The 25,903-nt window shown below is 69.9% G+C and carries 31 protein-coding genes; 19 read left to right on the top strand and 12 right to left on the bottom strand.

What is annotated here, in order from left to right; all coding sequences use genetic code 11:
• Positions 1-16: 16 nt before the first annotated feature.
• Together F4560_RS27815 and F4560_RS27810 are read left to right on the top strand one after the other, a co-directional pair.
• On the top strand, positions 17-778 hold the full coding sequence (locus F4560_RS27815; RefSeq protein WP_184924734.1) for an SOS response-associated peptidase: 762 nt from the start codon (positions 17-19) through the stop codon (positions 776-778).
• Positions 775-1,389 carry an alpha/beta hydrolase family protein gene (locus F4560_RS27810; RefSeq protein WP_184924732.1) on the top strand — a complete coding sequence of 205 codons (615 nt, stop codon included), beginning with the start codon at positions 775-777 and terminating at the stop codon, positions 1,387-1,389. Before F4560_RS27815 ends, F4560_RS27810 begins: the two co-directional genes overlap by 4 nt.
• A gap of 61 nt (positions 1,390-1,450) precedes the next feature.
• Here the strand turns inward: F4560_RS27810 and ybaK are convergent, their stop codons facing one another.
• Complete coding sequence (ybaK, locus tag F4560_RS27805) at positions 1,451-1,927, bottom strand: Cys-tRNA(Pro) deacylase (protein WP_184924729.1); 477 nt, start codon at positions 1,925-1,927, stop codon at positions 1,451-1,453.
• Positions 1,928-2,154: 227 nt separating this feature from the next.
• On the opposite strand from ybaK, the gene F4560_RS27800 reads away from it, so the two are divergent.
• On the top strand, positions 2,155-2,781 hold the full coding sequence (locus F4560_RS27800) for a sigma-70 family RNA polymerase sigma factor (RefSeq protein WP_184924726.1): 627 nt from the start codon (positions 2,155-2,157) through the stop codon (positions 2,779-2,781).
• Positions 2,781-3,098, top strand: a complete 318-nt coding sequence (gene rsrA, locus F4560_RS27795; RefSeq protein ID WP_184924723.1) for a mycothiol system anti-sigma-R factor — start codon at positions 2,781-2,783, stop codon at positions 3,096-3,098. The genes F4560_RS27800 and rsrA overlap by 1 nt, the downstream gene beginning before the upstream one ends.
• 107 nt (positions 3,099-3,205) lie before the next feature.
• Here the strand turns inward: rsrA and F4560_RS46705 are convergent, their stop codons facing one another.
• On the bottom strand, positions 3,206-3,280 hold the full coding sequence (locus F4560_RS46705; RefSeq protein WP_096498094.1) for a 50S ribosomal protein bL37: 75 nt from the start codon (positions 3,278-3,280) through the stop codon (positions 3,206-3,208).
• A 108-nt stretch (positions 3,281-3,388) separates the two neighbouring features.
• On the opposite strand from F4560_RS46705, the gene F4560_RS27790 reads away from it, so the two are divergent.
• Both F4560_RS27790 and F4560_RS27785 read left to right on the top strand, forming a co-directional pair.
• Complete coding sequence (locus F4560_RS27790; protein WP_184924721.1) at positions 3,389-3,604, top strand: biotin/lipoyl-binding carrier protein; 216 nt, start codon at positions 3,389-3,391, stop codon at positions 3,602-3,604.
• Complete coding sequence (locus F4560_RS27785) at positions 3,605-5,083, top strand: PAS domain-containing sensor histidine kinase (protein WP_033442616.1); 1,479 nt, start codon at positions 3,605-3,607, stop codon at positions 5,081-5,083.
• Between the two features lie 133 nt (positions 5,084-5,216).
• Here the strand turns inward: F4560_RS27785 and F4560_RS27780 are convergent, their stop codons facing one another.
• Positions 5,217-5,471 carry a WhiB family transcriptional regulator gene (locus F4560_RS27780; RefSeq protein ID WP_184924718.1) on the bottom strand — a complete coding sequence of 85 codons (255 nt, stop codon included), beginning with the start codon at positions 5,469-5,471 and terminating at the stop codon, positions 5,217-5,219.
• 226 nt (positions 5,472-5,697) lie between these two features.
• Positions 5,698-6,642 carry a diacylglycerol/lipid kinase family protein gene (locus F4560_RS27775; protein WP_312869517.1) on the bottom strand — a complete coding sequence of 315 codons (945 nt, stop codon included), beginning with the start codon at positions 6,640-6,642 and terminating at the stop codon, positions 5,698-5,700.
• A 221-nt stretch (positions 6,643-6,863) separates the two neighbouring features.
• Between F4560_RS27775 and F4560_RS27770 the strand changes: the two genes are divergently transcribed.
• The 4 genes from F4560_RS27770 to F4560_RS27755 all read left to right on the top strand — a co-directional run bounded on the left by F4560_RS27770 (position 6,864) and on the right by F4560_RS27755 (position 10,009).
• The gene (locus F4560_RS27770; protein ID WP_184924714.1) at positions 6,864-7,295 is read left to right on the top strand and encodes a hypothetical protein; all 432 of its coding nucleotides are present in this window, start codon (positions 6,864-6,866) and stop codon (positions 7,293-7,295) included.
• A gap of 175 nt (positions 7,296-7,470) precedes the next feature.
• On the top strand, positions 7,471-8,220 hold the full coding sequence (locus F4560_RS27765; RefSeq protein WP_184924712.1) for a S1 family peptidase: 750 nt from the start codon (positions 7,471-7,473) through the stop codon (positions 8,218-8,220).
• A gap of 200 nt (positions 8,221-8,420) precedes the next feature.
• Positions 8,421-9,227 (top strand): SAM-dependent methyltransferase, encoded by an 807-nt coding sequence (locus F4560_RS27760; protein ID WP_312869516.1) that lies wholly within the window; start codon positions 8,421-8,423, stop codon positions 9,225-9,227.
• 80 nt (positions 9,228-9,307) lie between these two features.
• A complete protein-coding gene (locus F4560_RS27755; RefSeq protein WP_184924709.1) occupies positions 9,308-10,009 on the top strand; it encodes a DUF4328 domain-containing protein in 702 nt (233 codons plus the stop codon).
• On the opposite strand, the gene F4560_RS27750 is transcribed toward F4560_RS27755, so the two are convergent.
• Positions 9,972-10,421 (bottom strand): MarR family transcriptional regulator, encoded by a 450-nt coding sequence (locus F4560_RS27750; protein WP_184924707.1) that lies wholly within the window; start codon positions 10,419-10,421, stop codon positions 9,972-9,974. The two genes, F4560_RS27755 and F4560_RS27750, sit on opposite strands and share 38 nt — an antisense overlap.
• Before the next feature lie 74 nt (positions 10,422-10,495).
• On the opposite strand from F4560_RS27750, the gene F4560_RS27745 reads away from it, so the two are divergent.
• On the top strand, positions 10,496-10,993 hold the full coding sequence (locus F4560_RS27745) for a hypothetical protein (protein WP_184924705.1): 498 nt from the start codon (positions 10,496-10,498) through the stop codon (positions 10,991-10,993).
• Here F4560_RS27745 and F4560_RS27740 read toward each other — a convergent pair.
• Positions 10,968-11,453: a GNAT family N-acetyltransferase gene (locus F4560_RS27740; protein WP_184924703.1), complete on the bottom strand. Its 486-nt coding sequence runs from the start codon at positions 11,451-11,453 to the stop codon at positions 10,968-10,970. The genes F4560_RS27745 and F4560_RS27740 overlap by 26 nt on opposite strands.
• Positions 11,446-12,051 carry a histidine phosphatase family protein gene (locus F4560_RS27735; protein WP_184924700.1) on the bottom strand — a complete coding sequence of 202 codons (606 nt, stop codon included), beginning with the start codon at positions 12,049-12,051 and terminating at the stop codon, positions 11,446-11,448. The genes F4560_RS27740 and F4560_RS27735 overlap by 8 nt, the downstream gene beginning before the upstream one ends.
• Positions 12,052-12,201: 150 nt before the next feature.
• Here F4560_RS27735 and F4560_RS27730 point away from each other — a divergent pair, with 150 nt between their 5' ends.
• On the top strand, positions 12,202-13,176 hold the full coding sequence (locus tag F4560_RS27730) for an NAD(P)-dependent alcohol dehydrogenase (RefSeq protein WP_184924698.1): 975 nt from the start codon (positions 12,202-12,204) through the stop codon (positions 13,174-13,176).
• Positions 13,177-13,193: 17 nt separating this feature from the next.
• On the opposite strand, the gene F4560_RS27725 is transcribed toward F4560_RS27730, so the two are convergent.
• On the bottom strand, positions 13,194-13,619 hold the full coding sequence (locus F4560_RS27725; protein ID WP_184924696.1) for a DUF6941 family protein: 426 nt from the start codon (positions 13,617-13,619) through the stop codon (positions 13,194-13,196).
• A 140-nt stretch (positions 13,620-13,759) separates the two neighbouring features.
• The gene (gene sodN / locus F4560_RS27720) at positions 13,760-14,179 is read right to left on the bottom strand and encodes a superoxide dismutase, Ni (protein WP_184924694.1); all 420 of its coding nucleotides are present in this window, start codon (positions 14,177-14,179) and stop codon (positions 13,760-13,762) included.
• Between the two features lie 78 nt (positions 14,180-14,257).
• On the opposite strand from sodN, the gene F4560_RS27715 reads away from it, so the two are divergent.
• Entirely contained in the window at positions 14,258-14,572 is a 315-nt protein-coding gene (locus F4560_RS27715) for a S24/S26 family peptidase (RefSeq protein ID WP_281391963.1), read from the top strand.
• Positions 14,573-14,591: 19 nt separating this feature from the next.
• Here F4560_RS27715 and F4560_RS27710 read toward each other — a convergent pair whose 3' ends face one another.
• On the bottom strand, positions 14,592-15,185 hold the full coding sequence (locus F4560_RS27710; protein ID WP_184924690.1) for a dTDP-4-dehydrorhamnose 3,5-epimerase family protein: 594 nt from the start codon (positions 15,183-15,185) through the stop codon (positions 14,592-14,594).
• Between the two features lie 313 nt (positions 15,186-15,498).
• Between F4560_RS27710 and F4560_RS27705 the strand changes: the two genes are divergently transcribed.
• From F4560_RS27705 to F4560_RS27680, 6 genes are all read left to right on the top strand, one after another.
• A complete protein-coding gene (locus tag F4560_RS27705; protein WP_184924688.1) occupies positions 15,499-16,689 on the top strand; it encodes an NAD(P)-dependent malic enzyme in 1,191 nt (396 codons plus the stop codon).
• A 237-nt stretch (positions 16,690-16,926) separates the two neighbouring features.
• Positions 16,927-20,115 carry a sensor domain-containing protein gene (locus F4560_RS27700; RefSeq protein WP_184924686.1) on the top strand — a complete coding sequence of 1,063 codons (3,189 nt, stop codon included), beginning with the start codon at positions 16,927-16,929 and terminating at the stop codon, positions 20,113-20,115.
• Between the two features lie 51 nt (positions 20,116-20,166).
• Entirely contained in the window at positions 20,167-20,610 is a 444-nt protein-coding gene (locus F4560_RS27695; RefSeq protein ID WP_184924684.1) for a YbaB/EbfC family nucleoid-associated protein, read from the top strand.
• A complete protein-coding gene (locus F4560_RS27690) occupies positions 20,607-21,410 on the top strand; it encodes a hypothetical protein (protein ID WP_184929752.1) in 804 nt (267 codons plus the stop codon). Before F4560_RS27695 ends, F4560_RS27690 begins: the two co-directional genes overlap by 4 nt.
• Positions 21,411-21,476: 66 nt before the next feature.
• On the top strand, positions 21,477-22,727 hold the full coding sequence (locus tag F4560_RS27685; protein ID WP_184924682.1) for a WXG100 family type VII secretion target: 1,251 nt from the start codon (positions 21,477-21,479) through the stop codon (positions 22,725-22,727).
• Complete coding sequence (locus F4560_RS27680; protein ID WP_184924680.1) at positions 22,724-23,335, top strand: hypothetical protein; 612 nt, start codon at positions 22,724-22,726, stop codon at positions 23,333-23,335. Before F4560_RS27685 ends, F4560_RS27680 begins: the two co-directional genes overlap by 4 nt.
• Before the next feature lie 10 nt (positions 23,336-23,345).
• Here F4560_RS27680 and F4560_RS27675 read toward each other — a convergent pair whose 3' ends face one another.
• Positions 23,346-24,200 (bottom strand): hypothetical protein, encoded by an 855-nt coding sequence (locus tag F4560_RS27675; RefSeq protein ID WP_184924678.1) that lies wholly within the window; start codon positions 24,198-24,200, stop codon positions 23,346-23,348.
• A 97-nt stretch (positions 24,201-24,297) separates the two neighbouring features.
• On the bottom strand, positions 24,298-25,848 hold the full coding sequence (locus F4560_RS27670) for a bis-aminopropyl spermidine synthase family protein (RefSeq protein WP_184924676.1): 1,551 nt from the start codon (positions 25,846-25,848) through the stop codon (positions 24,298-24,300).
• Positions 25,849-25,903: the final 55 nt, after the last annotated feature.

Below are 25,903 nucleotides of genomic sequence, written 5' to 3'. Positions count from 1 at the left end.
CAGAGGTGATCAGGTTTTGTGCGGCAGGTACGCCTCCACCAAGAATCCGGCTCTGCTCGCGGCGGAGTTCGACGCGGTGGACGCCACCGAGGGCGTCGCGCCCGGCCCGGACTTCAACGTCGCGCCGACCAAGCTGGTGTCGGCCGTCGTCGAACGCCACCCGCGTGACGACGAGGGCAATCCCGACCCGGACACGACCGAGCGCAGCGTCCGGGTGATGCGCTGGGGCCTGGTCCCGCACTGGGCCAAGGACCTCTCCGGCGCCGCGAAGATGATCAACGCGCGGTCCGAGAGCGTGCTGGACAAGCCCGCCTACCGCGACTCGGCGGCCAAGCGCCGGTGCATCGTCCCGGCGGCCGGCTGGTACGAGTGGCAGCCGGGCGAGGGCCGCAAGCAGCCGTACTTCATCAACCCCGGTGACGACTCCAGCATCGCCATGGCGGGCATCTGGTCGGTGTGGTGGCAGCAGGAGGGCGACGAGCGCAAGCCGATCATCACCTGCGCCGTGCTCACCACCGACGCGATCGGCGACATGACGTCCGTGCACCACCGGATGCCGCTCGTGCTGCCGAAGGACCGCTGGGCGGCCTGGCTCGACCCGGACAACGCCGACCCGAAGGACCTGCTCGCGCCCGACCTGGACCTGGTCAACGCGCTGGAGCTGCGGCCGGTGTCGATGAAGGTCAACAGCATCAAGAACAACGACCCGTCCCTGCTGGACGCGGTCCGCCTGGGGGAATCGGAGAAGCCGGAGCCCACGTTGTTCGAGCTGTCATGACCAAGCGGGTGGTCGACACCCCGCACGGCCCCGCGCGGGCCGAGATGCACTGCGCCGCCGAAGGCCGGGCCGCGTTGCTGCTCGGGCACGGCGCGGGTGGCGGGATCGCCGCGCCGGACCTCGTCGCGGCGACCAGGGCGGCGGTGGCCGTCGGCGTGCACGTGGCGTTGGTGGAGCAGCCGTACCGGGTGGCCGGCCGTCGTGCGCCCGCGCCCGCCGGCCAACTCGACACGGCGTGGCTAGCGGTCGCGGAAGACCTGGGTTCCCGCTGGTTCGACGGCCTGCCGATGGTGTTCGGCGGCCGGTCGTCCGGCGCGCGGGTGGCGTGCCGGACGTCGTCCGAGGGGCAGGCGGTGGCGGTGCTGTGCCTGGCGTTCCCGGTGCACCCGCCGGGCAAGCCGGAGAAGTCCCGGATACCCGAGTTGGACGGCGTCGAGGTGCCCGCGCTGGTGGTGCAGGGCGAGAACGACCCGTTCGGCCGGCCCGACCCGGCGCACCACCGCGAGGTGGTGCTGCTGCCCGGCGACCACAACCTCAAGGCCGACCTGGACGGGGTGGGCCGCGCGGTCAGCGAGTGGCTGGACCGCGTGCTGCGGCCCCTCGAGGTGTGAACGCAGAGGTGTGAACTCAGGGGTGTTGTGAACTCAGGGGTGTGACGTCAGGGGTGTGACCTCAGGCAGAGATGGGCGCCACCACCGCCTGCGTCAGCCTGACCAGGTCTTTCGGCGCGATCTCGACCTCGAGCCCACGACGTCCGGCCGAGCAGTGGATGGTCTCGAAACCCTCCGCCGACACGTCCAGCACCAGCGGCAGCCGCTTCTTCTGCCCCAACGGCGAGATGCCGCCCGCGACGTACCCGGTGGCCCGCTCGGCCGCCGCGATGTCGGCCATCTTCGCCTTCTTCCCGCCCAGGGCGGCGGCCAACGCCTTCAGGTCCAGCTGACCCGTGACGGGAACCACCCCGACCGCCAGCTTGCCGTCCACTTCCGCGACCAGGGTCTTGAACACCCGTTCGGGTGCGATCCCGAGCGCTTCCGCTGCCTCCAGCCCGTACGACTCGTGGCGGGGGTCGTGCTCGTACGCGTGCAGCGTGTGCGCCACCTTCTGCTTCTCCAGCAACGCGGTGGCGGGCGTACCACGTCCGGCCATGATCGCGCACGATAGTGCAGGACGGGGGACGGGGAATGAGCGGCGCGGCTGTCGCGTTGGTGCCGAACGTGGCTACCGAGGTGATGGATCAGCAGGTCGGCAGATCGGTCAAGGCACGTCCGCCGCGTGGCTCGGCTCACTGCCGGCCGGGCGACCGCCGCGTATCCTCGACTGCGTCCCAGCCAGTTCAGACCACCGCGCTGACCAGCGGGTGGGAAGGGAGCGCGGTGCCAGCCACGCGAACGCAGGCCACGCCGACGGACGAGACGACGGCGGAACGCGCAGCGAGGTTCGAGCGCGACGCGATGCCGATGCTCGACCAGCTGTACTCGGCCGCCCTGCGGATGACCCGCAACCCGGCCGACGCGGAGGACCTGGTCCAGGAGACCTACCTGAAGGCGTACGCGGCTTTCGCGTCCTTCTCGGCCGGCACGAACCTGAAGGCCTGGCTCTACCGCATCCTCACCAACACCTACATCAACGGCTACCGCAAGAAGCAGCGCCAGCCGATCCAGCAGCCGACGGACGAGATCACCGACTGGCAGTTGGCGCAGGCGGAGAGCCACACGTCGACCGGGCTGCGGTCGGCCGAGGTCGAGGCGATGGACCTGCTGCCGGACTCGGACATCAAGGAAGCCTTGCAGCGCCTGCCCGAGGAATTCCGGATCGCGGTCTACCTCGCGGACGTCGAGGGCTTCGCGTACAAGGAGATCGCAGACATCATGGGCACCCCCATCGGCACCGTGATGTCCCGGTTGCACCGGGGCCGCAGGCAGCTTCGGGACCAGTTGGCGGACACCGCGCGGGAGCGCGGATTCCTGCGCAACGGTCGGCAGCAGGAGGTGGCGGGCTGATGAGCTGCGGCAAACCACACGAAACGGACTGCTCCGAGGTGCTGGCCGAGGTGTACCTGTTCCTCGACCACGAGTGCGACGAGCGGCGGAAGTCGCTGCTCCAGCACCACTTGGAGGAGTGCCACCCCTGCCTTGAGCAGTACGGCATCGAGGAGCACCTGAAGGCGCTGCTGGCCCGCAAGTGCGGCGGCGAGCACGCGCCCGAGGAGCTGAAGCGGCGGCTGCGGGCCCGGCTGTACCAGGCGACCGAGCAGACGACGGTCGAGGTCGAGGTGGAGGTCACCACCACCACGGCGACCGAGCCGTCGAGCAGTTGACGGCCGGGAGTTCGCGGGGGTACCCCTAAAGCGGACCCCAGAAAGACCCGGGAAGGTCGAAGGCCCCGGAGCGGGTGCTCCGGGGCCTTCGCACGCCGTGAAGTTGATCAGGCGTTGGGGCGCTTCCCGTGGTTGGCGCCACCCTTCTTGCGGTCGCGGCGCTTGCGGGCACGCTTCGACATGGGGTTCTCCTAGTGCTCGAACTACCTCCCGACAGTGTGTCACGCGGTCACCTGGGCACGGCACCGGGTCTGAATCGTGGTTGGATGAGTCTCGAACGAAGGAGGACCATGGCCGAGGAAATCCGTGCCGAGATCGTCGCGAACGTGGCTCAGATCGCCGTCAAGGAAGGCGACGAGGTCACGCACGAGACCACCCTCGTGTTGTTGGAGAGCATGAAGATGGAGATCCCGGTCCTCCCTGAGGGCTCCGGTCGGATCACCCACATCGCCGTCTCCACCGGGGACGTGGTCCAGGAGGGCGACCTCATCGCGGTGGTGGAGTAGCTGTCCACCCTCACCGACCTGCTGGCGGAGCACACCAAGCTCTCCGGCGCCGCCGTCGACCACCTGCAACTGGTGGTCGCGGAGTGGCAGCTCCTGTCGGACCTCAGCTTCGCCGACTTCCTGATGTGGGTGCCGCTGGACGACGCCACGTTCCTGTGCGTCGCCCAGGCCAGGCCCACGACCGCGCCGACCGCGCACCCCGAGGACGTCGTCGGCAGCATGGTCGACGTCGAGGAGCACCCCCAGCTGCGCCGGGCCATCACCGAGTCGCGGATCTGCCGCGAGGAGGACCCGCGCTGGCACCTGGGCGTGCCGGTCCGCCGTGAGGCGATCCCGGTCAAGCGGCACGACGAGGTCATCGCGGTGCTCAGCCGCAACACCAACCTGGCCGTGCCGCGGGTGCCGAGCCCGTTGGAGATCTCGTACCTCGGCAGCGCCGCCGACCTGTGCCAGATGATCTCCGACGGCACGTTCCCGACCACGGAGCCGTCCCCGGACGTGCACACCAGCCCGCGCGTCGGCGACGGCCTGATCCGGCTGGACGCGTCCGGCGCGGTGGTGTTCGCCAGCCCCAACGCGCTGAGCGCCTACCACCGCATGGGCCACGCGTCCGACCTCGTCGGCGTGCACCTGGCCCCGTTGACCAGGTCCCTGATAGGCGATCCGTTCGACGCCACCGAGGTCGCCCAGCGCATCCGGTCCGCTCTCGACGGCCAGCCGAGCATGCGCATCGAGGCCGAGTCCCGCCGTGGCGCGGCGGTGTTGTTCCGAGCCCTGCCGTTGCGTCCACGCGGCAGTGCGGCCGGCGCTCTGGTGCTGTGCCGGGACGTCACGGAGGTCCGCCGGCGGGACCGCGCGCTGATGTCCAAGGACGCGACGATCCGCGAGATCCACCACCGGGTGAAGAACAACCTCCAGACCGTGGCCGCGCTGCTCCGCTTGCAGAGCCGCCGGACCAGCAGCGAGGAGGCGCGCGAGGCGCTGGCCGAGTCGGTCCGCCGGGTCACGTCGATCGCGCTGGTGCACGAGACGCTGTCCATGTCGGTGGACGAGCGGGTGGACCTGGACGACGTGGTGGACAAGGTCATCCCGATGATGTCCGACGTCGCCGCCACCGAATCGCAGGTCGTGGTGCGCCGCGAGGGGAAGTTCGGCATCGTGCCGGCCGAGCTCGCCACCCCGTTGGTGATGGTGCTGACCGAACTCGTGCAGAACGCGTTCGAGCACGCTTATGCGGCGGGGCAGCGCGGCGAAGTCGTCGTGCACGCCGAGCGCTCGGCGAAGTGGCTGGACGTGGTGATCTCGGACGACGGCCGCGGCCTGCCGCAGGGCTTCTCGCTGGAGCGCACCGACCGGCTCGGTCTCCAGATCGTGCGCACTCTGGTGGAATCCGAACTCAGGGGCTCTTTGAGCTTGCGGAGGAGGCCCCGGGGCGGTACAGAGGCGGTCCTGCGCGTACCCCTCAGAGCGCGGCGTTAGACTGCTCCCCGTGCACACGTGACGACCTGCCTCAGCGGTGTCACGTGCGTCATGCGGGAGGGTGTGCAACACAAAGCGAAAGGCCCGACACCTGGCACGGTGTCGGGCCTTTCGTCTGTGCTCTGTGTGGCACTCAGGCGTTGCTGCGGGCCCGGGTGCGGGCGTTGCGACGCTTCAGAGCGCGACGCTCGTCTTCGCTCATCCCGCCCCACACACCGGCGTCCTGGCCGCTCTCCAGTGCCCAAGTGAGGCAGTCGGAGACGACGGGGCAACGGCGGCAGACGGTCTTCGCCTCGGCGATCTGGAGGAGCGCGGGACCACTGTTCCCCACGGGGAAGAACAGCTCGGGGTCCTCGTCGCGGCAGATCGCGCGGTGGCGCCAGTCCATTGGAACTACTCCTCAGCTAGGCGCGCGCGAAAGCGCGCCACTCGTCAGCGGTCGGTTTTGGGGTGCTTGTGAATGCTTTCACGAACGGCGGGGATGTCAAGGGTTTAGCACCAACCCGGTGAGTGAACTCACCCGAAAGATCGACTGAGTTCACGTGGTCGTGCACACAGTGGTGTCACAGCAGGTCACAAAATCGCGGATTGGTACCGGGCCGGTCACACCACGGTCACACAGCCACCGTGAGCGCGCCCGTCACGCCGGTGAACTCCACTTCGGTGCAGGTCCCCAGCAGGTCGCCGTCCACTTGGAGGTTGACTGGTTCCGGGCTCGTCACCCGGACGTACTCAACGTCGTCCCTCCGCAGGAGGTTCCCGCCTTTGGGGTTCCCATCCGTGGCCAGAAGATGCGTGACATAGCGAAGAACTGTCGGCAATCCGACACCGTGCAGTGCGAACAGACCCAGACCGCCGTCGAACGACGTGCTCGGGTTGAGCCGGATCGCCTTGTCCCGCAGGTACGTCCACGGGTCGGTGTTCGAGACGAACGCCAGCCGCACGTCCTCGAACGCGGGCTCGTCCGGGATCTTCACGGTGAGCGTGGAACGCCGCCGGCGCTGGCTGAAGTAACTGGTCAGCGCGGTTTGCGCGTACAGGGAGGGTGAGGCCTGGCGGCCCTTGGCGCGCTGCTCCTCGACGCCCGCGACCACGTCCGCGTCCCAGCCGACGCCCGCGTTGAAGGTGAACCAGCGGGCGTGGTCCGCTCCCGTGCCGGCCGCCGTCACGTGCCCGAGGCTGACCTTGCGGCTGGTGCCGTGCTCGATGGCCTGGAGCAGGCGGTAAGTCGCCTCGACCGGATCGCGGGGGAGGCCGAGCGCGCCCGCGAAGACGTTCGCCGACCCGCCGGGCACCACGCCCAGCATCGGCAGGCCCGGCTGCGTACCTTCACGCAGCACGCCGTTGACCACTTCGTTGACGGTTCCGTCGCCGCCGTGGGCCACGACGAGGTCGTACCCGTCCACCACCGCACGCGCGGCGGCATCCGCCGCGTGGCCGCGGTAATCCGTCTCGACGATGTCGAGCTTCACATCGCTCGCCAGCGCGTGCGCCAGCACATCCCGACCGGCAGCCGTGGTCGCCGTCGCCTGCGGGTTGACCACCAGAAGTGCGCGCACCACTGAAGCGTAGGACAGCGCGTGACCTCGAGCCGGTCGCGTATCACCCATTAGGCGGGCACCCACCGCACGAAAGTGGTCCACATCTCCTTTCTACCCACCGCATTACCGGATGTCTCGACAAGTGCACCCCGACCCGACCGCCGGCTCGCCGAAGACTCCTGTGATCTTCGCCCCTGCGGCGGCGGAACGGGACTCGCCAACCGGGTGGCCTACGATGCGTGACGAGTACGCACCGTGAGGAAAGGGCCAGCGTGTCGACCCAGGGCAAGGTCCCACCAGCGGTTCGCGTAGCGGGCGCGCTCACCTCTTTGCAGGGTCTCGTCGGGCTCGCGTTCGCGGTCGCGCTGGTGGTGCGGTCGTTCGACGCGGAGAAGTACGGCGAGGTGCTCGGCGAGGCCGCCTACTTCGCGGTGCTGTCGGCCGGTGTGCTCGCGGCAGGTGGCGGGCTGGTGCTCGGCCGGCACTGGGGGCGGACGCCCTCGATCGTCGTGCAGCTGCTCCTGCTGGGCGTCGCCTGGTACATGTACGGGCCGTCCGACCGGCAGCTCTGGGGCTCGCTGCTGGGCGTGTACGCCGTGCTCACGCTCGTGCTGCTGTTCACCAATCCCGTGCGCGGCTGGGCGCTGGGCGTGGACCAGGACGAGGACTGAACCGGGCCGGACGGCCGGGCATACCGCCGGGCCATACCGCCCGCCGATAGCGCATTCGGCCGCCGACCATCGGCTGTGTGTTCGCCGACTAACGGAGGGTAGCCAGCTTCACTCCAACAGGTGACGCTGTGGGTGGTGAATTCACCATCCCTGCGTTCGTTGAGGTGACAACTCCATGCGACTCCATCGCGCCCTGTCCGCATTGGTCGGAGCCACTACCGCACTGCTGTCGGCGTTCGCGCTGACCGCGCTGGCACCGGCGGCCTCCGCCACACCCGAGTCCGACATCCAGCCGTACATCATCGGCGGCGGCACGGCGTCCAACGCCCCGTGGGCCGCCCGCCTGTTCCGCAACGGCCAGCAGAACTGCTCGGCCACGATCATCGCGCCGACCTGGGTCCTGACCGCCCAGCACTGCGTGGCGAGCTCGGGCACCTACACGTTCCGCATCGGCAGCCTGGACCAGACCACCGGCGGCACGATGGCCACGGCCGTCCAGATCATCCAGCACCCGTCCGCCGACCTGGCGCTGGCGCGGCTGGACCGGTCCGTCGCGGGCACCTACGCGCCGCTCGGCACGACCACCGCCGTGGCGGTCAACCAGACCGTGCAGCTCTACGGCTGGGGCGCCACCTGCACCAACCAGCCGGAGATCAACTGCCAGTCGCGCTACCTGAAGTACGCCAACACCCGGGTGACCTCGGTCAACGGGCGCGACTACCGGGGCGGCATCGCGATCTCGGTGTCCCGGATCGACGGCATCGCGGCCGGCGGCGACTCGGGCGGCCCGATGTTCGCCACCAGCCCGGTCGACGGCCGCCGCTACCAGGTGGGCGTCGCCTCCACGAGTGACCGCTCGTCCCGCTCGAACTACACCGCCGTCACCCGCTACCGCAGCTGGATCGCCTCCTACGCCGGCGTGTGACCCGACTCCCCGGCCGTGGGGGCTCGAACTCTCCCCCTGCGTCGCCCCCTCGGCCGGGGCACCACGGTTTGAATCCGGGTCACTCACCCGTCACAATCACCCTGCGTGTTCACGGTTGGCGGATGGACACGAACGGAGTAGCCAGATACCGTCTGGCAGGCGTTCGCGCCGCTCCGGGTGCAGGCAGGGTGAGGTGCGCAGTGCAGAACCCCCCGAGGTGGGTGTCGACCAACGGTGATGTCGAGCGCCCCAACGTGGCCCGGTTGTTCGACTACTACCTGGGCGGGGCGCACAACTTCGCGGTCGACCGCGAGTTCGCCGAGAAGACCATGAAGAGGGTCCCGACGGCGGAGATGGTCCAGCACACCCGCGCGTTCATGCGGCGGGCGGTGCGCCTGTGCGTGGCGCGCGGTATCCGCCAGTTCCTGGACCTCGGCTCCGGCATCCCGACCGCCGGCAACGTGCACGAGGTCGCCCAGCAGGCCGATCCGACGTGCCGCGTGGTGTACGTGGACAACGAGGCCGCGACCGTCGCGCACAGCCGCACCATGCTGCGGGACAACGCCGGCGCCGCCATCGCGGAGGCCGACATCAGGGACGTGGACGCGGTGCTGAACGCGCCCGAGGTGCGTGGCCTGCTCGACCTGTCCCGCCCGGTCGCCGTGCTGATGGTCGCGATCCTGCCGTACATCGCGGACGACGACCGCCCGGCCGAGCTGGTCGCCCGCTACCGCGACGCGATGGCCGACGGCAGCTACCTCGTGCTCAGCCACCTCACCGCCGACGAGCAGCCGGAACTGGTGGCGAAGCTGGTCGGCGTGGCCGTCGAGACGATGACGCCGGTCGTGGCCCGGTCCAAGGCGGAGGTCGAGGCGATGGTCTCCGGGTTCGACCTGGTGGAGCCCGGACTCGTGCTGGCGACGCTGTGGCGGGGCGAGGCCGAGCCGGAGACCGGCGCGGAGGCGGTTTCCTACGGCGCCGTCGGTGTCAAGCGGTCGAACGGCTGATCCGGGCGGCACTGCCGCGTGCTTACGATGCGGCGGCCGCATTTCACGGTGGTTTCGCGGTGGTTCTCGCGGGGGGATCGATGCACTGTCCGAACTGCGGGGCGCCGTTCGCCGCGGGTATGTCCCACTGCCGCAACTGCGGTGTCGCGCCGGCCCAGTACGCACCCGCTCAGTACGGGCCGGCTCACTACGGGCCGGCTCACTACGGGCCGGCTCACTACGGGCCGGCGCAGTACGGCGGGCCGGCGCTGCCGCGGTGGAGGGACGTCTCCACGCTGCACGTGCCGCTGATCGTGCTGCTCGTCGCCGACGCGGGCATGGCCCTGCTGTTGCACGTCAAGTGGTTCGCGCCCTTGATGTTCCTGATGCAGTTCATGGCGACGGCCGTGCTCATGCTGATCTGGCTGTTCCGCGCGCGGCACAACGCGGTGGGCGGCAAGCACCAGTTCAGCCCGCTGTGGTCGGTCGCTGGCTGGTTCGTGCCGCTGGCCTGCGCCTACATCCCGATGCGGGTGGTGCTGGACACCGGCCGGGCGAGCACGTCGCCGGACCGACGGACGTCCGTGACCGTGCTGGTCGTGCTGTGGTGGGGGTCTTTGCTGCTGTCGTTGTTCACCGGCGCGCGGGAGATCAGGGCCGAGCGCGCCGAGTCGGTCGCCTTCATCGGCCTGCCGGGCTCGACGTGGGCCAGCGCGGTGTGCCTCGCCGTGGCCGCCCTCGCGCTCGCGTCCGTCGTGCGCCGGATCACGGTCGACCAGCAGCGGGCTTTCCGGCCGCGCTGAGCAATCTGGTCTGCTCCTTCACCACGTCGACCGTGCGCGTCACCCAGTCGGCGATGACCTGCTGCTCCTGCGGGCTGTAGCGCGCCACGACGTCGTCCATCGCCGCCGAGAGACCCGCGAACACCTGTCCGAACGCGCCGGGGATCGCGCTGATCACCACCCGCCTGCGGTCGCCCGGGTCGGGTTCGCGCCGCACCAGGCCCGCGCGTTCCAGCCGGTCGGCCACGCCGGTGATCGCGCCGGGCGTCAGGTTGATCTCCTTCGCCAGCTCGCCCGCCGACATCGGCCCCTTGCTGCCGATGAGCGCGAGCGCGCGCTGGTCGACCGCCGTCACGCCCAGGTGCGCGCCCACGGCCTCGTGGAACGCGACCACAGCGGTGCTCAGCTCGCGTCCGAGATCCCGGCCGTCCATGCCGGTCACTTTACCGCGCCCGATATTTCAGTACACTGAACTAAAAGGTTTACCTACTGAGGGAGTTGGCGGGGATGTCGGAGCTGAGGCTGGCGCTGGAGGTGCCGAGGTGGGCCGGGCGGTTCTACCTGCGGCACTGGCCGGTGGTCGTCGGGTTGTCGCTGATCGCGTCCGTGCAGCGGCTCGTGGTGGTGAACTGGGCCGACGAGGTGCCGAGCGGGGTGGCGTTCGCGTCGGAGGTCGTCGTGATGGCGGCACGGGTCCTGCTGGTCGTCGCGATCTGGCGGCTGGCGACCCGTGGCGAACGGTTGCGGTGGAACAACTTCACCGCGTTCGCGACACGCCACTGGCCCAGCCTGGTGTGGCAGGGCGTGTTCCTGACGGCGGCGTTCCTGGTGTTCGACCTCGGGGCCGAGCAGGGCATCGGCGGTCTGCTGCCCGAGGCGGCGCGGCAGACCTACCTGGCCGTGCTGCTGTTCGTGAAGAACCCGACCGTCATCGCGTTCACGGTCGTGTGGTGGATCGGCCTGATCCGGCAGACCGCCGTCAGTCGCCCAGTCCCAGTCGGGTGAGCGAGTCGTCGGTGAGGCGGAAGCCGGTCCACTCGTCCAGCGCGATCGCGCCGAGCGACTTGTAGAAGCCGATCGCCGGGGCGTTCCAGTCGAGCACCGCCCACTCCAACCGCGAGTAGCCGCGGGCGACGCACTCCTCGGCGAGGGCCTGGAGGAGCGCCTCACCCAGTCCGCTGCCGCGCCGCGACGGCTGGACGTAGAGGTCTTCGAGGTAGATGCCGTGCGTGCCGCGCCACGTGGAGAAGTTGAGGAACCACAGGGCCATGCCGACCACTCGGCCGTCGACTTCCGCCACGTGGCCGAACAGCGCGGGGGACGGGCGGAACAGCGCGTCGTGCAGCTGCTCGGCGGTCAGGTGGCACTCGTGCCGCAGCCGCTCGTACTCGGCCAGTTCCTCGACCAGCTCCACGACGGCGGGCACGTCCTCCTCGCGGACGCGGCGGACGCGAGGATCAGTCAACGTCCACTTCCCACGCGGGCACGTTCAGCCTGCGCACCTGCGGGTCGCCGCGCTCGTCGCCGAGCACCGTGGTGCCCGCCGGGTCTAGTCCGAAGTGGACGCCCTCGCTCGGCGGCAGGGTCAGCCAGGTGGCGATCAGCACGCGGCTGAAGTGGCCGTGCCCGACCAGCACCACGTCACCGCTCTGCAACGCGTGCCGGGCGCGGTCCAGCACCTTGGCGGCGCGCGCGTGCACCTCGTCGTGCGTCTCGCCCTTCGGCACGGCGTGCGTCCAGACCGTCCAGCCCGGGTCGGTCTCCCGGATCTGCGGCGTGGTCAAGCCTTCGTAGTCGCCGTAGTTCCACTCGGCGAGCTCTTCGGTCTGCTCGATGTCGTGCAGGCCGGCCAGCTCGGCCGTCCGCCAGGCGCGCTGACGGGGGCTCGCCAGCACCAGCGCGGGCGGCAGGTCGGTGCCGCGCAGGCGGGCCAGCACGGCCCCCGCGCGCCGTGCCTGCTGCACGCCTGTCTCGGTCAGTGGGACGTCGGTAAGCCCGGTGTGCCGCCCGCTTTCGGACCACTCGGTTTGGCCGTGCCGGAGCAGGTAGACGTGTGAGGTCACGGGCCCGAGCTTACGGAGGGCCCCGTCCGGGGACAGGGCGGGGCACCGATCGCACCGGCCGCGGCACGCACCGTGATCGCGGTTCCGAATGCCTGGCTCTTATCACGGAAGGCTGAGGAAACCTTAAGGAATAGCCCGGTACGGTACGTCATGAAAGCAATCGTGCACGCCCGATTCGGGTCGCCGGACGTTCTCGAAGTCCGCGAAGTCGCGAAACCCGTGCCGGGAAAGAACGAAGTCCTCATCAAGGTGCGCGCCACCACCGTCACCACGGCGGAGTCCCGGATGCGCCAGGGAAAGCCGTTGTGGGGGCGGGTCGTCATCGGCCTGCTCAGACCGAGACGGCGGATGCGGACCCCCGGCACGGAAGTCGCCGGGGAAATCGAGTCCGTCGGGGTCGACGTGCGGCGGTTCAAGCCGGGTGACGAGGTCTTCGGGTTCACCGGTTTCGCGTTGGGCGGCCACGCCGAGTACTGCCTGATGCCGGAACAGGGGTCGTTGGCGCCGAAGCCGGTCAACCGGTCGTTCGCGGAGGCGGTCGCGGCGGTCGACGGCGCCACGACCGCCCTGTACTTCCTCCGGGACAAGGCCAGGGTGCTCGTCGGTCAGCGGGTCCTGGTCAACGGGGCCTCGGGGGGCATCGGCACGTACGCGGTCCAGTTGGCGAAGCACTTCGGGGCCGAGGTGACCGGCGTGTGCGGACCCGGCAACGTCGAACTGGTCAGGTCCTTGGGCGCCGACCACGTCGTCGACTACACGAAGGAAGACTTCACCCGTCACGCCGACACTTACGACGTCATTTTCGACACGGTCGGCCGAAGCTCGTTCCCGCGGGCGAAACCGGCGCTGAAGAAGAACGGGCGCTATCTGTCGACCGACGGGTTGGTGAACGTCTTCTGGTCGCTGTGGACGTCGGCGCGGCGCGGCAAGCGGGTCGTCTTCGGCATGTCCGTGGGCAAGAACGAGAAGCTCGCCGTCATCAAGGAGTTGATCGAGGCCGACGAACTGCGGATCGTGGTGGACCGCGAATACCCGTTCGCCCGGATCGCCGAGGCGCACCGGCACGTCGACACCGGGCACAAGAAGGGGAACGTGGTCGTCACGGTCGACCACCCGGCCGAGTGACCGCGGCCGGGTTCAGGTCAGGCGGCGCCCAGCACCTCGAACGACGTGCCGATGTCGGTCTGGGCGATGCGCAGCCGCCACTCGTACCGGCCGGGCGGCAGCGGGAGCGGGGGGATCGAGAGGGCCAGGGCGCCGCCGAGCGGACTGCCGGGCGTGACGCCGGGCGGGCGTCCGACCTCGATCTGGCCTTCCTCGCCCAGCTCCTGCGGACCCTCCGGGGTGGGCAGCTGGATCGGGTGCCCGTCGGAGTCGAGCAGCTTCAGCGAGAAGTCGATCTTCTGGTTGGCCCGGTCCCACGGGATGCGGAAGAGGACCGCGACGGCGTGCGGGGACAGCGGCGTCCGGATGGTGCTCCAGCCCGCGCCGAGCATGTGGAGCTTCCCCGAGGGGTCGCTCACGGCGGCGTCGCAGAGGAGCACCTGGGCTTCGACCGGCGATGCCATCAGGTAGCGCTGCCCATGCGGACGGTCGTGAAGTCACCGGTAGCTGCCATGTCCTGGTCACGCCTCTCATCACCATCAGAAAAGAGGCGCTGACCAGCTGAAAGCTCTTCCGCTGGTCAGCGCCGGGTAGAACAGTGCGGTCAGGCTGCCGCCTTGGTCTCCCAGAAGATCTTGTCGATCTGGGCGATCAGGTCGAGCAGCTCCTGGCCCTTCGCCGGGTCCATGGAACCCTTCGTGCCCGACGCGCCCGCGGCCTTGGTGGCCTTGTTGAACAGGTCGTGCAGCTCCGGGTACTTCTCGAAGTGCGGCGGCTTGAAGTAGTCGGTCCACAGCACCCACAGGTGGTGCTTGACGAGCTCGCTGCGCTGTTCCTTGATCAGCACGGCGCGCTCGCGGAACTCCGGGTCCTCGTTCGCCCGGTACTTCTCCTGAATCGCCTTGACGGACTCGGCCTCGATCCGGGCCTGGGCCGGGTCGTAAACACCGCACGGGAGGTCGCAGTGCGCGGTGGCCTCCAGGAGCGGGCGGCGGAGTGAACGGATGCGCGACAGAAGTCGCATCTTTCCTCCCTGACAGTGGATGCTCCGACGTGACGAACCCTACTCCGGGGCCCCGGCGCGAGCAGGTGGAGGTGATCGTTGGCACGGCCCGAAGGCAATCCGTTGCCACTGGTTCGGGTGGTCGGACCGTCCATGGTCCCCACGCTGCGGTCCGGGGACGTCGTCCTGGTCCGCTACGGGACCACTCCGCGACCGAACGATCTGGTGCTGGTCAGGTGGCCGGCGCGACCCGATCAGCTGTCGGTCAAGCGGGCCGTCCGGCGCGACGGCGAGGGCTGGCACGTGGAGGGCGACAACCCGTTCGCCTCCACCGACTCACGCACGCTGGGCGCCGCCGACGTGGTGGGCGTGATCCGGATCCGCCTCTGGCCACGCCCGCGACGCCTTGGCTAGAGCGCTCGCCGCCCGAGCGCTAGTACCGCAGCTTCTCGTACCACGCCACGCATTCGTCGTACGACGGCAGCAGTCCGGCGTCGCGCGCCTCCGCCAACGTCGGCGCGGCGGCGTCCTTCGGGGACAGCAACGGCGTCACGTCGGCCGGCCACGGCAGGTCCAGCGACATCGGGTGCACGGCCCGCTCGGCCTTCGGGTTGAACCCCTCCGTGCACATGTACGCCGTGATGGTGCCGTCCTCCAACGCCATCAGCGCGTGGCCCAGCCCCTCGGGCAGGTACATGGAGTTGAACCGGTCCGACGACAGCTCGACCGCGTCCCACTCGCCGAACGTCGGCGACCCCACGCGCAGGTCCACCACGACGTCCAGCAGCCGTCCGCGCGGGCAGTACACGTACTTCGCCTGACCGGGTGGCGTGTCGGCGAAATGCACACCCCGCACCACACCGCGGCGGGACTCGCTGTGGTTGGTCTGCGCGACCCGGAGCGGATGACCGACGGCGGCCACGAACGCGGTTTCCTGGAACGGCGCGACGAACAGACCGCGGTCGTCGGGGAACACCGAAGGGGTGAACTCGAATGCGCCGGAAATTTTCAGCTCACGTGCCTGCATGGCGCACACCCTAGAACGCCCCGTTTCTGGACCGATCCTGCCTGCGGAAACTGACCGGTCGGTCTAGAAAACCGGACGTACGTTCTGCGAAAGCGCCTCTGACCTGCGGAGAAACTGTGATCCGCACCGCAGACAGGCGTCCGCGTCGCTGCCATAGTGGCCCGCACACCATCCCCAGGACCGTCCCGCAGACCGCGTGGACGAGTCCGAAGCAGGCCCCGTCGACCCGCGTGACAACGCCGGTCCCGGTGCGCCGCAGGTATCGCGCACCGCAGGAGGGACTTCCGTGACCGCATTGAACGACCCACTCCGGATGGATCACAAACCGGTGAATTCGACGCAGACGTCCACCGAATTGACCGACGAAGAGATCTTCCGCGCGCACGAGGGCGGCAAGCTGGCCATCGGCGCGACCGCGTCCCTGGCCGACCCGCGCGCCCTGGCCATCGCCTACACCCCCGGTGTGGCGAGGGTCAGCCGTGCGATCGCGGACGACCCGAGCCTCGCCGCCAAGTACACGTGGGCGCACCGGCTGGTCGCGGTGGTCAGCGACGGCACCGCGGTGCTCGGCCTCGGCGACATCGGCCCGAGCGCGTCGCTGCCCGTGATGGAGGGCAAGGCGGCGCTGTTCAAGACGTTCGGCGGCCTCGACTCCATCCCGCTGGTGCTGAACACCACGGACGTGGACGAGATCGTGGAGACGCTGGTCCGGCTGCGCCCGTCGTTCGGCGCGGTCAACCTGGAGGACGTCGCCGCGCCGCGCTGCTTCGAGCTGGAGGCCCGGCTCATCGAGGCGCTGGACGTGCCGGTCATGCACGACGACCAGCACGGCACGGCGGTCGTGGTGCTGGCCGCGTTGCGTGGTGCGAACACCGTGCTGGGCAAGGACATCGCGAACCAGCGCGTGGTCGTCTCCGGCGCCGGCGCGGCGGGTGTGGCCTGCGCGAAGATCCTGCTGGCGGCGGGTATCGGCGAGGTCACATTGGTCGACTCGCGCGGCATCGTGCACGCGGGCCGGGAAGCGCTGAACCCGGTGAAGGCCGAGCTGGCCGAGGTCACCAACGGCAGCGGCCTGCGCGGCGGCATCACCGAGGCCCTGCGCGGCGCGGACGTGTTCGTCGGCGTCTCGTCGTCCAAGGTGTCCGAAGAGCTGATCGCGAGCATGTCTCGTGATTCCATCGTGTTCGCTCTGTCCAACCCGGACCCCGAGGTGCACCCGGACGTGGCCGGGCCGCACGCCGCCGTCGTCGCCACCGGCCGCAGCGACTTCCCGAACCAGATCAACAACGTCCTCGCGTTCCCCGGCATCTTCCGCGGCGCGCTGGACGCGGGCGCGAAGAGGATCACCGAGGGCATGAAGCTGGCTGCCGCGGAGGCCATCGCCGCCGTCGCCGCGGACGACCTCGCGGTCGACCGGATCGTGCCGAGCGCGCTGGACCCGCGGGTCGGACCGGAAGTGGCCGCGGCTGTGGCCTTGGCAGCCCGCCAGGACGGAGTAGCCTGACTCCGTCGGAGTTGGGAGAGCTCCGGCCGCATCCGTCCGTACCCGTCGGCAGGCAACGAAACCGCGAACGAGTTGTTTCGTTAGCCCGTTGAGGGGTGGGCGATGACGCTCCGAAGCGATAACGTCCCCTCTCCTAGGGTGAATATTCGCCCTTGGAGGGGGGATGCCCTACATGGGGTCCGCTATCGGGTGCGGTCGGGCCGGTCATCCCTGCCGTAGACACGGGAAGGTGAGACCGTGCCCAAGCGGGTAGGACGCGCTCCGGTGGTGATCGAGTCTGCGCGTCCGCAGAACGGCGAGGTGGAGCTGGACGGCATAGCGCTGCCCGAGGCTCCCTCGCTTCTGTGCGACCCCAAGGGCGTCGTCATGCGGGCGAGCGCCGCCGCGGTGGCGCTGACCAAGGCGCGGGCCGCCGACGACCTCGTCGGCCGGTCGCTCGGTGAGCTGCTGCTCGGCACCGGCGAGGACCTGCGCCTGCACCAGGCCGACGGCTCGCTGCTCCCGGTCCGCGTGGTGCGCACCCAGGTGCCCGGCACCGGTCTGCACGCCGTGCTGCTGGTGGACGTGTCCGACCTGGCCCAGGCGGCCGAGGACCTGCGTGACGAGCAACGCAGGTTGCGCACCGTGCAGAACGTCGCCCAGATCGGCTCGTGGGAGTACGACCCGGACACCGGTGTCACGGTCTGGTCCGAGTCGCACTACGAGATGATGGGCGTGCGGCCCGGCGAGGTGGTCCCCGGCGCGCAGGCCGTGCTGGACGTGGTGCACCCCGACGACTACGAGATGGTCGCGAGCTACTGGGCGAACCGCGAACTCGACGGCAACCCGATCGACATCGTCTACCGCATCACCCGCTCGGACGGTCAGCTCCGCTGGATCCGCGGCGTGGCCGAGGCGAAGCTCAGGTCGGACGGCCGCACCCAGTTCATCACCGGCTACATCCGCGACATCACCGACCAGTGGCGGTCCGACCAGGCGCTGGAGACCGAGCGCGCCCGGCTGCTGGAGGCGCAGCGCATCGCGCGCATGGGCAGCTGGAGCTACGAGGTCGAGACCGGCGCGGTGCACCGCAGCGAGGTGCTGCTGGAGATGTACGCCGAGATGGGCGTCGTGCCGAACGACGACCTGCTGTGCGGCGTGCACCCGGACGACCGTCCCCTGCTGGCGGACCTGCGGCGCAAGCTGCTGGACGTCAAGGACGGCGCGGGCGACCAGACGTTCGAGGCCGAGGTGCGCAGCGAGTCCGGCGAGCGCGTCTACGTGTGCCGGGCGCGGGCCGGGTTCGAGTCCGGCAAGATCAGCCGGCTGCACGGCACCATCCAGGACGTCACCGAGGCACGTGCGCTGGAACGCCAGCTCCGCGACGACCGCCGCCGGCTCGCCGACGCGCAGAAGGCCGCGCAGCTCGGCGTCTGGGAGTGGAACCTCCAGACCGGCGACGTCGTGTGGTCGGACATGCTGACCGACCTGTTCGGCGTGCCGCGCGACGAGCACACCCGCTACCAGACCTACCTCGACCTCGTGCACCCCGACGACCGCGGCTGGGTGGACGACCTGTGGCAGCAGTTGGCCACCGAGGAGGTGCCGATCCAGCTTGAGCACCGGATCGTGCGCCGTGACGGCAAGACGCGCGTGTTCCGCTCCTACGGCGTCGTGGTCAAGGGCCCGGACGGCCGCCCGCTCGCGGTCGGCACCGCGCAGGACATCACCGAGCAGCGTGCCGCCGAGACGCGGATGAAACGGTCCAGCCAGCGGTTCGCGGACCTGGTGTCGTTGACGCCGGTCGGCATCGGCCTGTTCGACGAGGGCGAGCGGCTGGTCGACGCCAACGACGCCCTGTGCGACCTGCTCGGCATGGACCTGGAGCAGCTGCGCGGCATGACCGCGGGCCAGCTCACCCACCCGGACGACAACGGCAACCCGTTGCCGTCGATCGACAGCATGTCCGCGCCGGACGCCGAGCGCACGCACAAGATCCCGCAGCGGATCCTGGTCCGCCGCGACGGCGTGCAGGTGTACTGCGAGCTGCACATCGCGCTGTCCGTGCAGGACGACGGCCGCCGGTTCTGGCTGATCGTGTTCCAGGACATCACCGAGCGCCGCCGCACCGCCGAGGCGCTGCGCCACCAGGCCACCCACGACGAGCTGACCGGCCTGCCGAACCGGGCGCTGGTCAAGGAGATGCTGGCCGAACTGCTGGAGTCGCCGGAGCGGTCCAAGGTCGCGGTGCTGTTCTGCGACATCGACAACTTCAAGCGGGTCAACGACTCCCTCGGTCACGACGCGGGCGACGAGCTGCTGGTGGCGTTGGCGCGGCGGCTCGAAGGCGGCCTGCCGGAGAGCTGCACGGCGGCCCGGCTGTCCGGTGACGAGTACGTGATCATCTGCGAGAACATCGACCGGGTCGGCGGCGTGGACGCGCTGGCGACCAGGGTCGCCGGGCTGCTGCGCACGGCGGTGCCGGTGCACGGCCAGCTGGTCCGGGTGTCGGCGTCGATCGGCGCGGCCGTGCCGAACGGTTCCCGTGCCACCGGCAACGACCTGCTGCGGTTCGCGGACGCGGCGATGTTCGAGGCGAAGCGGTCGGGCGCGGGCCGGGTGTCGTTGGCCAGCGCGGCGCTGATCGCGTCGGCCGACCGGCAGGTGCACCTGGAAGGCCAGCTGCGGGACGCGTTGGCGCACGACGGGCTCACGCTGCACTTCCAGCCGGTGGTCGGCGTGGACGGCGTGGTGCAGACCGCGGAGGCGCTGGTGCGCTGGCCGCACCCGGACCGCGGCCTGCTGCCGCCGGACGTCTTCCTGCCCGTGGCCGAGCAGGGCGACCTGCTGCGCGAGCTGGACCGGTGGGTGCTGCGGACGGCGTTGAAGGAGGCTTCGACCTGGCCGGAGCCCGGTGGGCACCCGGTGTCGGTCGCGGTGAACCTGGCCGGTCTGGTGCCGGGCGACCCGGAGTTCGTGGACATCGTGGCCAACACGATCGCCGAGGCGGGCATCCCGTGGGACCGGGTGGTGCTGGAGCTGGTGGAGACCGCGCTGGTGGACCTGCCGTCACGGGTGCGCGCGACGATGGACGAGCTGGCGGCCAGGGGCATCCGGTTCGCGGTGGACGACTTCGGCACCGGATACTCGTCGCTGGCCCGGCTCAAGGACCTGCCGGCGCAGATCATCAAGGTGGACCGCCGGTTCGTCTCCGGTGTGGGCAACGACTCGTCGGACTTCGCGGTGGCGAAGGCGGTCGTCGACATGGCTCGGGCGATGGGTCGCAAGTGCGTGGCGGAGGGCGTGGAGACGGCGACGCAGTTCCACGTGCTGCGCGGTGTCGGCGTGGACGCGTACCAGGGGTGGCTGTTCTCCCGCCCCGTGCCGCCCAAGGAGTTCCGCGCGGTGCTGGCACTTGGCCCGTTGCACATCCCCCGTGCCGGTTGATCCGCAATACTCCAAGATCGGGTGAAGGTCTTGGAGTGGGGAGACGATCGGGTGGACCCGGCACGCATGATCGCCGACCTTGAGGCCAAGGCACGTGACCTGGCCAGGAGGGCGCAGCAAGTGCAGGACGGCATCCGTGCCGTGGAGGCGACGGTGAGTTCGCCCGACGGCTGGGTGACGGTGACGGTCGCGCCCAATGGGGCGTTGCGGGACATCTCGTTCTCATTGCCGGCCGAAGGGGCGTCCGACGCTGCGCTGGGCGCGGTCGTGATGGCGACCGTGCGGCGGGCGCGGGCCGAGGTGGCGCAGCAGGTGGCGGCGGTGGTGGAGCCGGAGTTCGGCGGTACCGCGGCGATGGAGTTCATGACCTCGTTCGAGCCTTCGCCTTCGGCGGTGCCTGTGCCTGTTCTGCCGGTGCCGTCTTCGGGGTCCGAATCGGAGCTGCCGCGGAGCCTGTGGTCCCCGGTGGAAACCGGCGGGCCGTCGCGGCAGTGAGCGGGATCGAGGCGAGGCCGCGTGCGACGGCGGACGAGCGGCGCGGGCTGATCGTCGACGGGGTGGGCGGTGTCGAGCCGGACGCGTTCGGGTTGTTGGCCGGGTTCTTCGCCGAGGGCGCGTGCGACCTGACCGGCCGGGTCGCCGAGGACATCCGCCGGCCTTTGCCCGTGGGCGTGCCATCCCCGGCCGACGTGCCCTCACCGACCGATGGCACCGCTCGTGAAGCGGACGAGCAGTGGGCGCCGGATCCAGACCTCAAGCTGGCGTCCGCGTGGCTGGACACGCTCGGTCTGGTGCTGGACCCGTTGGCGCCGTTGGCCGGGATCGGGTGGTTGGTCGAGCACGTCCGGTTCCTGAACGCCCCGCTGAACTGGTTGGCGGGCGACGGCGACCGGATCAGGGACGCGGTCGGTCGGTGGCGTGGTGCGGCCGTCGACCTCGACCGCCTCGCCCGCGATGAACCCCACGGCGAAACGGCCGACGACACCCGTGCCGCGAGCCGTCGTTGTGCCGCGGTCGCCGCACAGCTGTCGACTGCCGGGACGATCACGGCGGCTGTGCGCGGGATGGTCCGGGACTTGATCGGGATGTTCGTGTCGGAGGTGGTCCGCAACGCCGCTGTCGCGCTGGCCATGGCGGAGGCGAGCGGCGGTACGTCGGTGGCCGCGTTCACCGGCTGGGCCGTGGGTCGTGCGGCTGCGGTGTTGGAACGGATCACCGGTCAGATCATGCGGCTGCTGCACGCGTTGAGCCGGATCCTGGGACGGTTGGAAGCGTTGGCCGGCTCGTCGGCGTGACGCTACCGCGGTGGGGTACGAGAACGTCGAGGACGAGAACCGTCAGCGCTTCCCGGGAGGTTCCTGATGGGTGACGACGGACTGATCACCGGTATCGACTCCAGCAAACCGGCTGCCCCGGACAACTACGCGGGCGCTGGTCCGGTCGAGTCGATAATGCAAACATTCGACTCGTGGGACCGCTTGGGGGATGGCGATTACACCGAGATCGGGCTGAACGCCGCTGCCGCCGGCTTGGACCTGCTCAGCTTGGCCATTGATCCCCTCGGCACGTTGGCCACGGCGGGCATCGGGTGGCTGATCGAGCACATCAGCTTCCTGCGCGAGCCGCTCGACTGGCTGGCAGGCAACGCGGACAAGATCAAAGCAGCGGTGGCCAAGTGGAACCAGGCTGCGGGCACGCTTGATGGAATCGCGCAGGCACACCACGACGCAGTGGAGTCTCAGGTCAGCGGCTGGGAGCAAGGTGCGGCGGACGCGTTCCGGAAGAGTCAGGGACAGTTGGTCGGCGAGACGCTGGCACTGAGCCGGACGTGCGTCACGGTCGCGGAGCAGGTCGCCACGGCGGGCACGATCACGGCGGCGGTGCGCGGCATGATCCGCGACCTGATCGCCATGCTCATCTGGGAAGTCATCCGCAACGCCGCCATCGCCCTCGCCACTTCGGTGGTGAGTTTCGGCAGCTCTATCGCCGCGTTCGCCGCGTGGACGGTCGGTCGGGCCGCCGTCGTGCTCGGCAAGATCACCCAGCAGATCGCGAAGCTGATGCGGGTCATCACGCGGATCATGGGGCGGTTGAAGGGTTTGTTCGGTTCGCTCGGCGACGTGCTCAAGGGCCTTGGCCGGTTCGGCAAGGGTGCCGGTGGCGGGACGACGCAGGCGGCCGGGGCGCGGGTGCCGGACACCCCTGGAGTGAAGTTCGAGGGCTTGGACAACGCTGGGAAGCGGATGGAGGACTGGGGCAACGCGCGGCCGACGCTGGGGGACGCGGGCACCAAGCTCGCCGACGCGGGCAGGCAGTTCGGTCGCGCTTACGGTGACGCCGGGAACACTTGGCAGAAGGCCACCGACAAGGTGCCACACCTGAGCTCGAACCGGGGCCAAGCTGCCGTCGACGGGTATACGCCTTTCAAGCCGGCTACCCGTCCCGATGGCACGGTGGCGCCGCACTCGCTGCCGAGCGTCACGGACGGCGCGTTCCAGACCAAGCTGGCGGCAGACCTCGCCCGTGAGGCGTCGAAGCAGGACGAGGTGGAGAACGAGGGACGCGGCGGGAACGATCATTTCAAGCGACAGACGGGATACCTGGACGAGTGAAGAGCAGGCGCGTCGGGACGGTCCTGGCGATTCTTTTCGTGTTCGGTGCGATCGCCGGCAGTTTTCTGGGGAGCAACAGCAGGTTCGAATGGGCGAGCATCGCCGGGCTGTTGATGGGTGTCGCGTTCCCCTTCGCCGTCATGATGATGAGGGTTCGTGGCCGGATTATTCTAGCCGCGTTCGTCCTCGAGATCGGCCTTCTGCTGGGTGCCGGTGCGACTGCTTGGCCCGCATGGCTGTCGTCGTTCGGGGAGGCGTCCGAGTGCGAGATCCTGGCTACGCGTTTGGAGCGGCCGTCGGCCAAGAAGGCCGAGAGGTGGCATTACACGTTGCAGTGTGGCGACCGGCGTCTTGACTCGGTCACGCTTACTGAAAAAGAGACCGATGTAGGCGACGTCGGTGATCGCACAACCCTCGTGTTCGACCGGTATGACCTGGTGGCGTTCGGGCGGCCGGAGAACCTGAGTACGACGGGTTATTGGCTGCTGCCCCTGTTGTTGCTGGTGGCGTTGGGTTTCGTGGGTTACGCGGCGACCAGCCCCATCGTGCCCTTTCAGCCGCGGCGTTCCGCTAAGCAGCAGTCGGAGGCGAAACCGGTGGATCAGTAGTTCCGGTGACTCAGCCCCACTGGCCCTGGACCGGTGGCGGGCCGTGCATCGGGGGTGGGGGGATTTTCGGCTTTGCGCCTCGCATCGCGCGGCCCGTTGCGGGGAGTGCGGAGAGCAGGCCTGCGACCAGCCACAGCAGGGTTGCGATCGCTGGGATCGCCGCGAGGTAGATCGGGAGGAACGACATGATCTCCACGACCACGTGCGCGTAGTGCACCGCGGCGAGCAGCGACATCACGAGCAGTACCCACCGCACACCGGGCACACGGCACGCGAGCAGCACGGCGAGGATGACGGTCATTGACGCCTGCACGATCGAGATCGTGAGGACCGCGTCGAAGCTGCCGAGGAACGGGCCGGAGAACGGCAGGCCCAGGTAGCCGACCGCGATGGAGTGCGGCACCCTCCCGCCCCCGGCCATGATCAGCACTGCGGCGACCAGGGCGAAGATCCCCAAGGCCAGGTACAGCAGTGCGGCGATGACGGGCAGTGCCGTGTTCGGCCGGCCCGGTTGACCCGGGTACGGCGGTTGGCCGGGGTACGGAGCCTGGCCGGGGTACGGCTGACCCTGGTGAGGCTGCTGCGGTCCCCCGTACGGCGGCTGGCCGGGGTAGGGCTGCTGACCTGGATACTGCTCGCCCGGATACTGCTGTCCCGGATACTGCTGTCCCGGGTACTGCTGACCCGGATTGGGCTGGCCGGCGTACGGCTGACCGGGATAGGGCTGCTGGGCCGGTTGCTGTGGCCCAGGCTGTGGGCCGGATTGCGGCTGACCGGGCTGAGGGCCGGGCTGTGGGCCGGGCTGTGGCTGACCCGGCTGTGGCTGACCGGGCTGCTGCTGCCAGCCGCCGTGGGGTTGGTTCATGCGCGTGCCTCCAGGTTCGACCGCAAGTTACCGCCGACAGCAGCCGGGACGCTGCGATTTCGCCCGAATTCCAGCGCCTTACCCCCACCGAACGCCACTACTGGGACGCCGACGCGCGGATCAAGGGCAGCAGGGCGGCGATCCGGTGCCGGGGCAGGTCGATCAACCTCAACTCCAGGTCGTCACCCTCCCCGATCCGCTCCCGAGCCTCCCGCTTCGTCAACGCACCGTGCGTCACGGTGACCAGAGCCTCCCGCCACACGTTCCCCAACTTCCCGTGCGCCCGCATCAGCACCTCCCGCACGGCCAACCCGCCGACGTCCAACGTCCCCGCCAGCACCTGATCCGCCACCACCACGCAGTGCTTCCCGTCCGGAGTGGACCGGAGGAACCTCAGCGCGAACCTGGTGTCCACCAACGACGTCAGCCCGTGCTGCCCCGCCGCCGACGCCACGTCCGGGTGGTTGTTCGGCACCAGCGCCGCCATCCGACCTGGCGAGCACGCCAGCAGCGTGCGCAGCAGCCACGGCCCCGGATCACCCGACAGGTCGACCGCCAACGACGCCGCGCCCTTGCCGATCGGGTCCGACCACCCCGGCGCGCGCGGCTTGGGCGGGGGTGAGGACTCGGGACGTGGAGCGAGGTCGACCAGGGCCGCCAACGCCGTCGAGCCCGGCCCGGACGACTCCAACGACTGCGGCCCGTGCGTGTAGATGGCGGTCTTCGAAGCCGCGGAAGTCGAACGGCGGGACGTGGGCCGGCAGACGTACAGGTCGGCCGCGCTGCCGATCGCCTGCGCACCGTCGAACCGGTGGAACGCGGGCAGGATCGCCTCGAACACCAACCCGAGCCGCTGCAACTCCTGCTGCACCTTCAGCCCCAGCGCGGGCGTCCGGTCGCTGAACCCGTAAGCGAGCAGCACTCGTCCGAGGGACATGTCGGCCAGGCACTCGATCGCCCGCGAAGCGAACAGCCCGATGCCCTCCGGCGTGTACGGCGGATCGCTGAACACCAGGTCCGCCGACTCCAGCAGCGCGGGCGGCAGGCCGAACCGGAAGTCCGCGTGCACCGTCCGCACCGACCACCCGCGTGCCGCGGCACGCGTCGAGATGTACTCCAGCAGCCGGTCGTCCACGTCCACCACGACGACTTCGACGTCCGGGTTCACCGCGCACACCGCGAGCGACGTCAGGTCGTGGTCGCCCAGGCACAGCAACGTCCGCCCGGCCAGGTCGTACGTCGTGTCCAACCACAGCGCGCGCTTCAACGCCGTCTCGGCCGTCGCCTGCACGTGGTCCAGCGCGGACAACGGCGGCGGCACGTCCGCGATGTCGGCCAGGATCGACCGCAGCTCCGACGTGTGCCTGGACACCAGCGTGTCCACCGGGTCGACCAGGTCTTCACCGGCGCCGAACGCCGCGTAGTCGGCAGCCTTCGCGGACGCCAGCCGGAAGCGGTCGCCGCTGGTCTCCAGGTCGTCGCCGATCGCGGTCAGCAGCTCCTGCACGGTGCGCCGCGGCACGGCGGGAAGCCGCACCAGTTCGGCCAACGTGTGCCAGTCGCCGGCGAGCAGGTCGAGCACGCGCCGCAGCTTGCGGGCGTGCGCACCGCGTTCGGTCAGGAGGGCGCGTACTGGTTCAGTGGCCACAAACGACGCAGCCTACTGACCGAAGTGTGGAACGCCGTGCCACGGTCGTACCAAC

Origin of the sequence: Saccharothrix ecbatanensis (assembly GCF_014205015.1) — a bacterium.
Lineage (GTDB): Bacteria > Actinomycetota > Actinomycetes > Mycobacteriales > Pseudonocardiaceae > Actinosynnema > Actinosynnema ecbatanense.
Note: the sequence above shows the minus strand (reverse complement) of the source record. Positions and strands in the feature narration are given on the sequence as shown.

Bases quoted from the DNA above. Each gene is read 5' to 3' on its own strand.
- F4560_RS27810 (WP_184924732.1), top strand. From the start codon at position 775: ATGACCAAGCGGGTGGTCGACACCCCGCACGGCCCCGCGCGGGCCGAG.
- ybaK (WP_184924729.1), bottom strand. From the start codon at position 1,927: ATGGCCGGACGTGGTACGCCCGCCACCGCGTTGCTGGAGAAGCAGAAG.
- rsrA (WP_184924723.1), top strand. From the start codon at position 2,781: ATGAGCTGCGGCAAACCACACGAAACGGACTGCTCCGAGGTGCTGGCC.
- F4560_RS27790 (WP_184924721.1), top strand. From the start codon at position 3,389: ATGGCCGAGGAAATCCGTGCCGAGATCGTCGCGAACGTGGCTCAGATC.
- F4560_RS27780 (WP_184924718.1), bottom strand. From the start codon at position 5,471: ATGGACTGGCGCCACCGCGCGATCTGCCGCGACGAGGACCCCGAGCTG.
- F4560_RS27765 (WP_184924712.1), top strand. From the start codon at position 7,471: ATGCGACTCCATCGCGCCCTGTCCGCATTGGTCGGAGCCACTACCGCA.
- F4560_RS27755 (WP_184924709.1), top strand. From the start codon at position 9,308: ATGCACTGTCCGAACTGCGGGGCGCCGTTCGCCGCGGGTATGTCCCAC.
- F4560_RS27750 (WP_184924707.1), bottom strand. From the start codon at position 10,421: ATGGACGGCCGGGATCTCGGACGCGAGCTGAGCACCGCTGTGGTCGCG.
- F4560_RS27745 (WP_184924705.1), top strand. From the start codon at position 10,496: ATGTCGGAGCTGAGGCTGGCGCTGGAGGTGCCGAGGTGGGCCGGGCGG.
- F4560_RS27730 (WP_184924698.1), top strand. From the start codon at position 12,202: ATGAAAGCAATCGTGCACGCCCGATTCGGGTCGCCGGACGTTCTCGAA.
- F4560_RS27725 (WP_184924696.1), bottom strand. From the start codon at position 13,619: ATGGCATCGCCGGTCGAAGCCCAGGTGCTCCTCTGCGACGCCGCCGTG.
- sodN (WP_184924694.1), bottom strand. From the start codon at position 14,179: ATGCGACTTCTGTCGCGCATCCGTTCACTCCGCCGCCCGCTCCTGGAG.
- F4560_RS27710 (WP_184924690.1), bottom strand. From the start codon at position 15,185: ATGCAGGCACGTGAGCTGAAAATTTCCGGCGCATTCGAGTTCACCCCT.
- F4560_RS27705 (WP_184924688.1), top strand. From the start codon at position 15,499: ATGGATCACAAACCGGTGAATTCGACGCAGACGTCCACCGAATTGACC.
- F4560_RS27685 (WP_184924682.1), top strand. From the start codon at position 21,477: ATGGGTGACGACGGACTGATCACCGGTATCGACTCCAGCAAACCGGCT.
- F4560_RS27675 (WP_184924678.1), bottom strand. From the start codon at position 24,200: ATGAACCAACCCCACGGCGGCTGGCAGCAGCAGCCCGGTCAGCCACAG.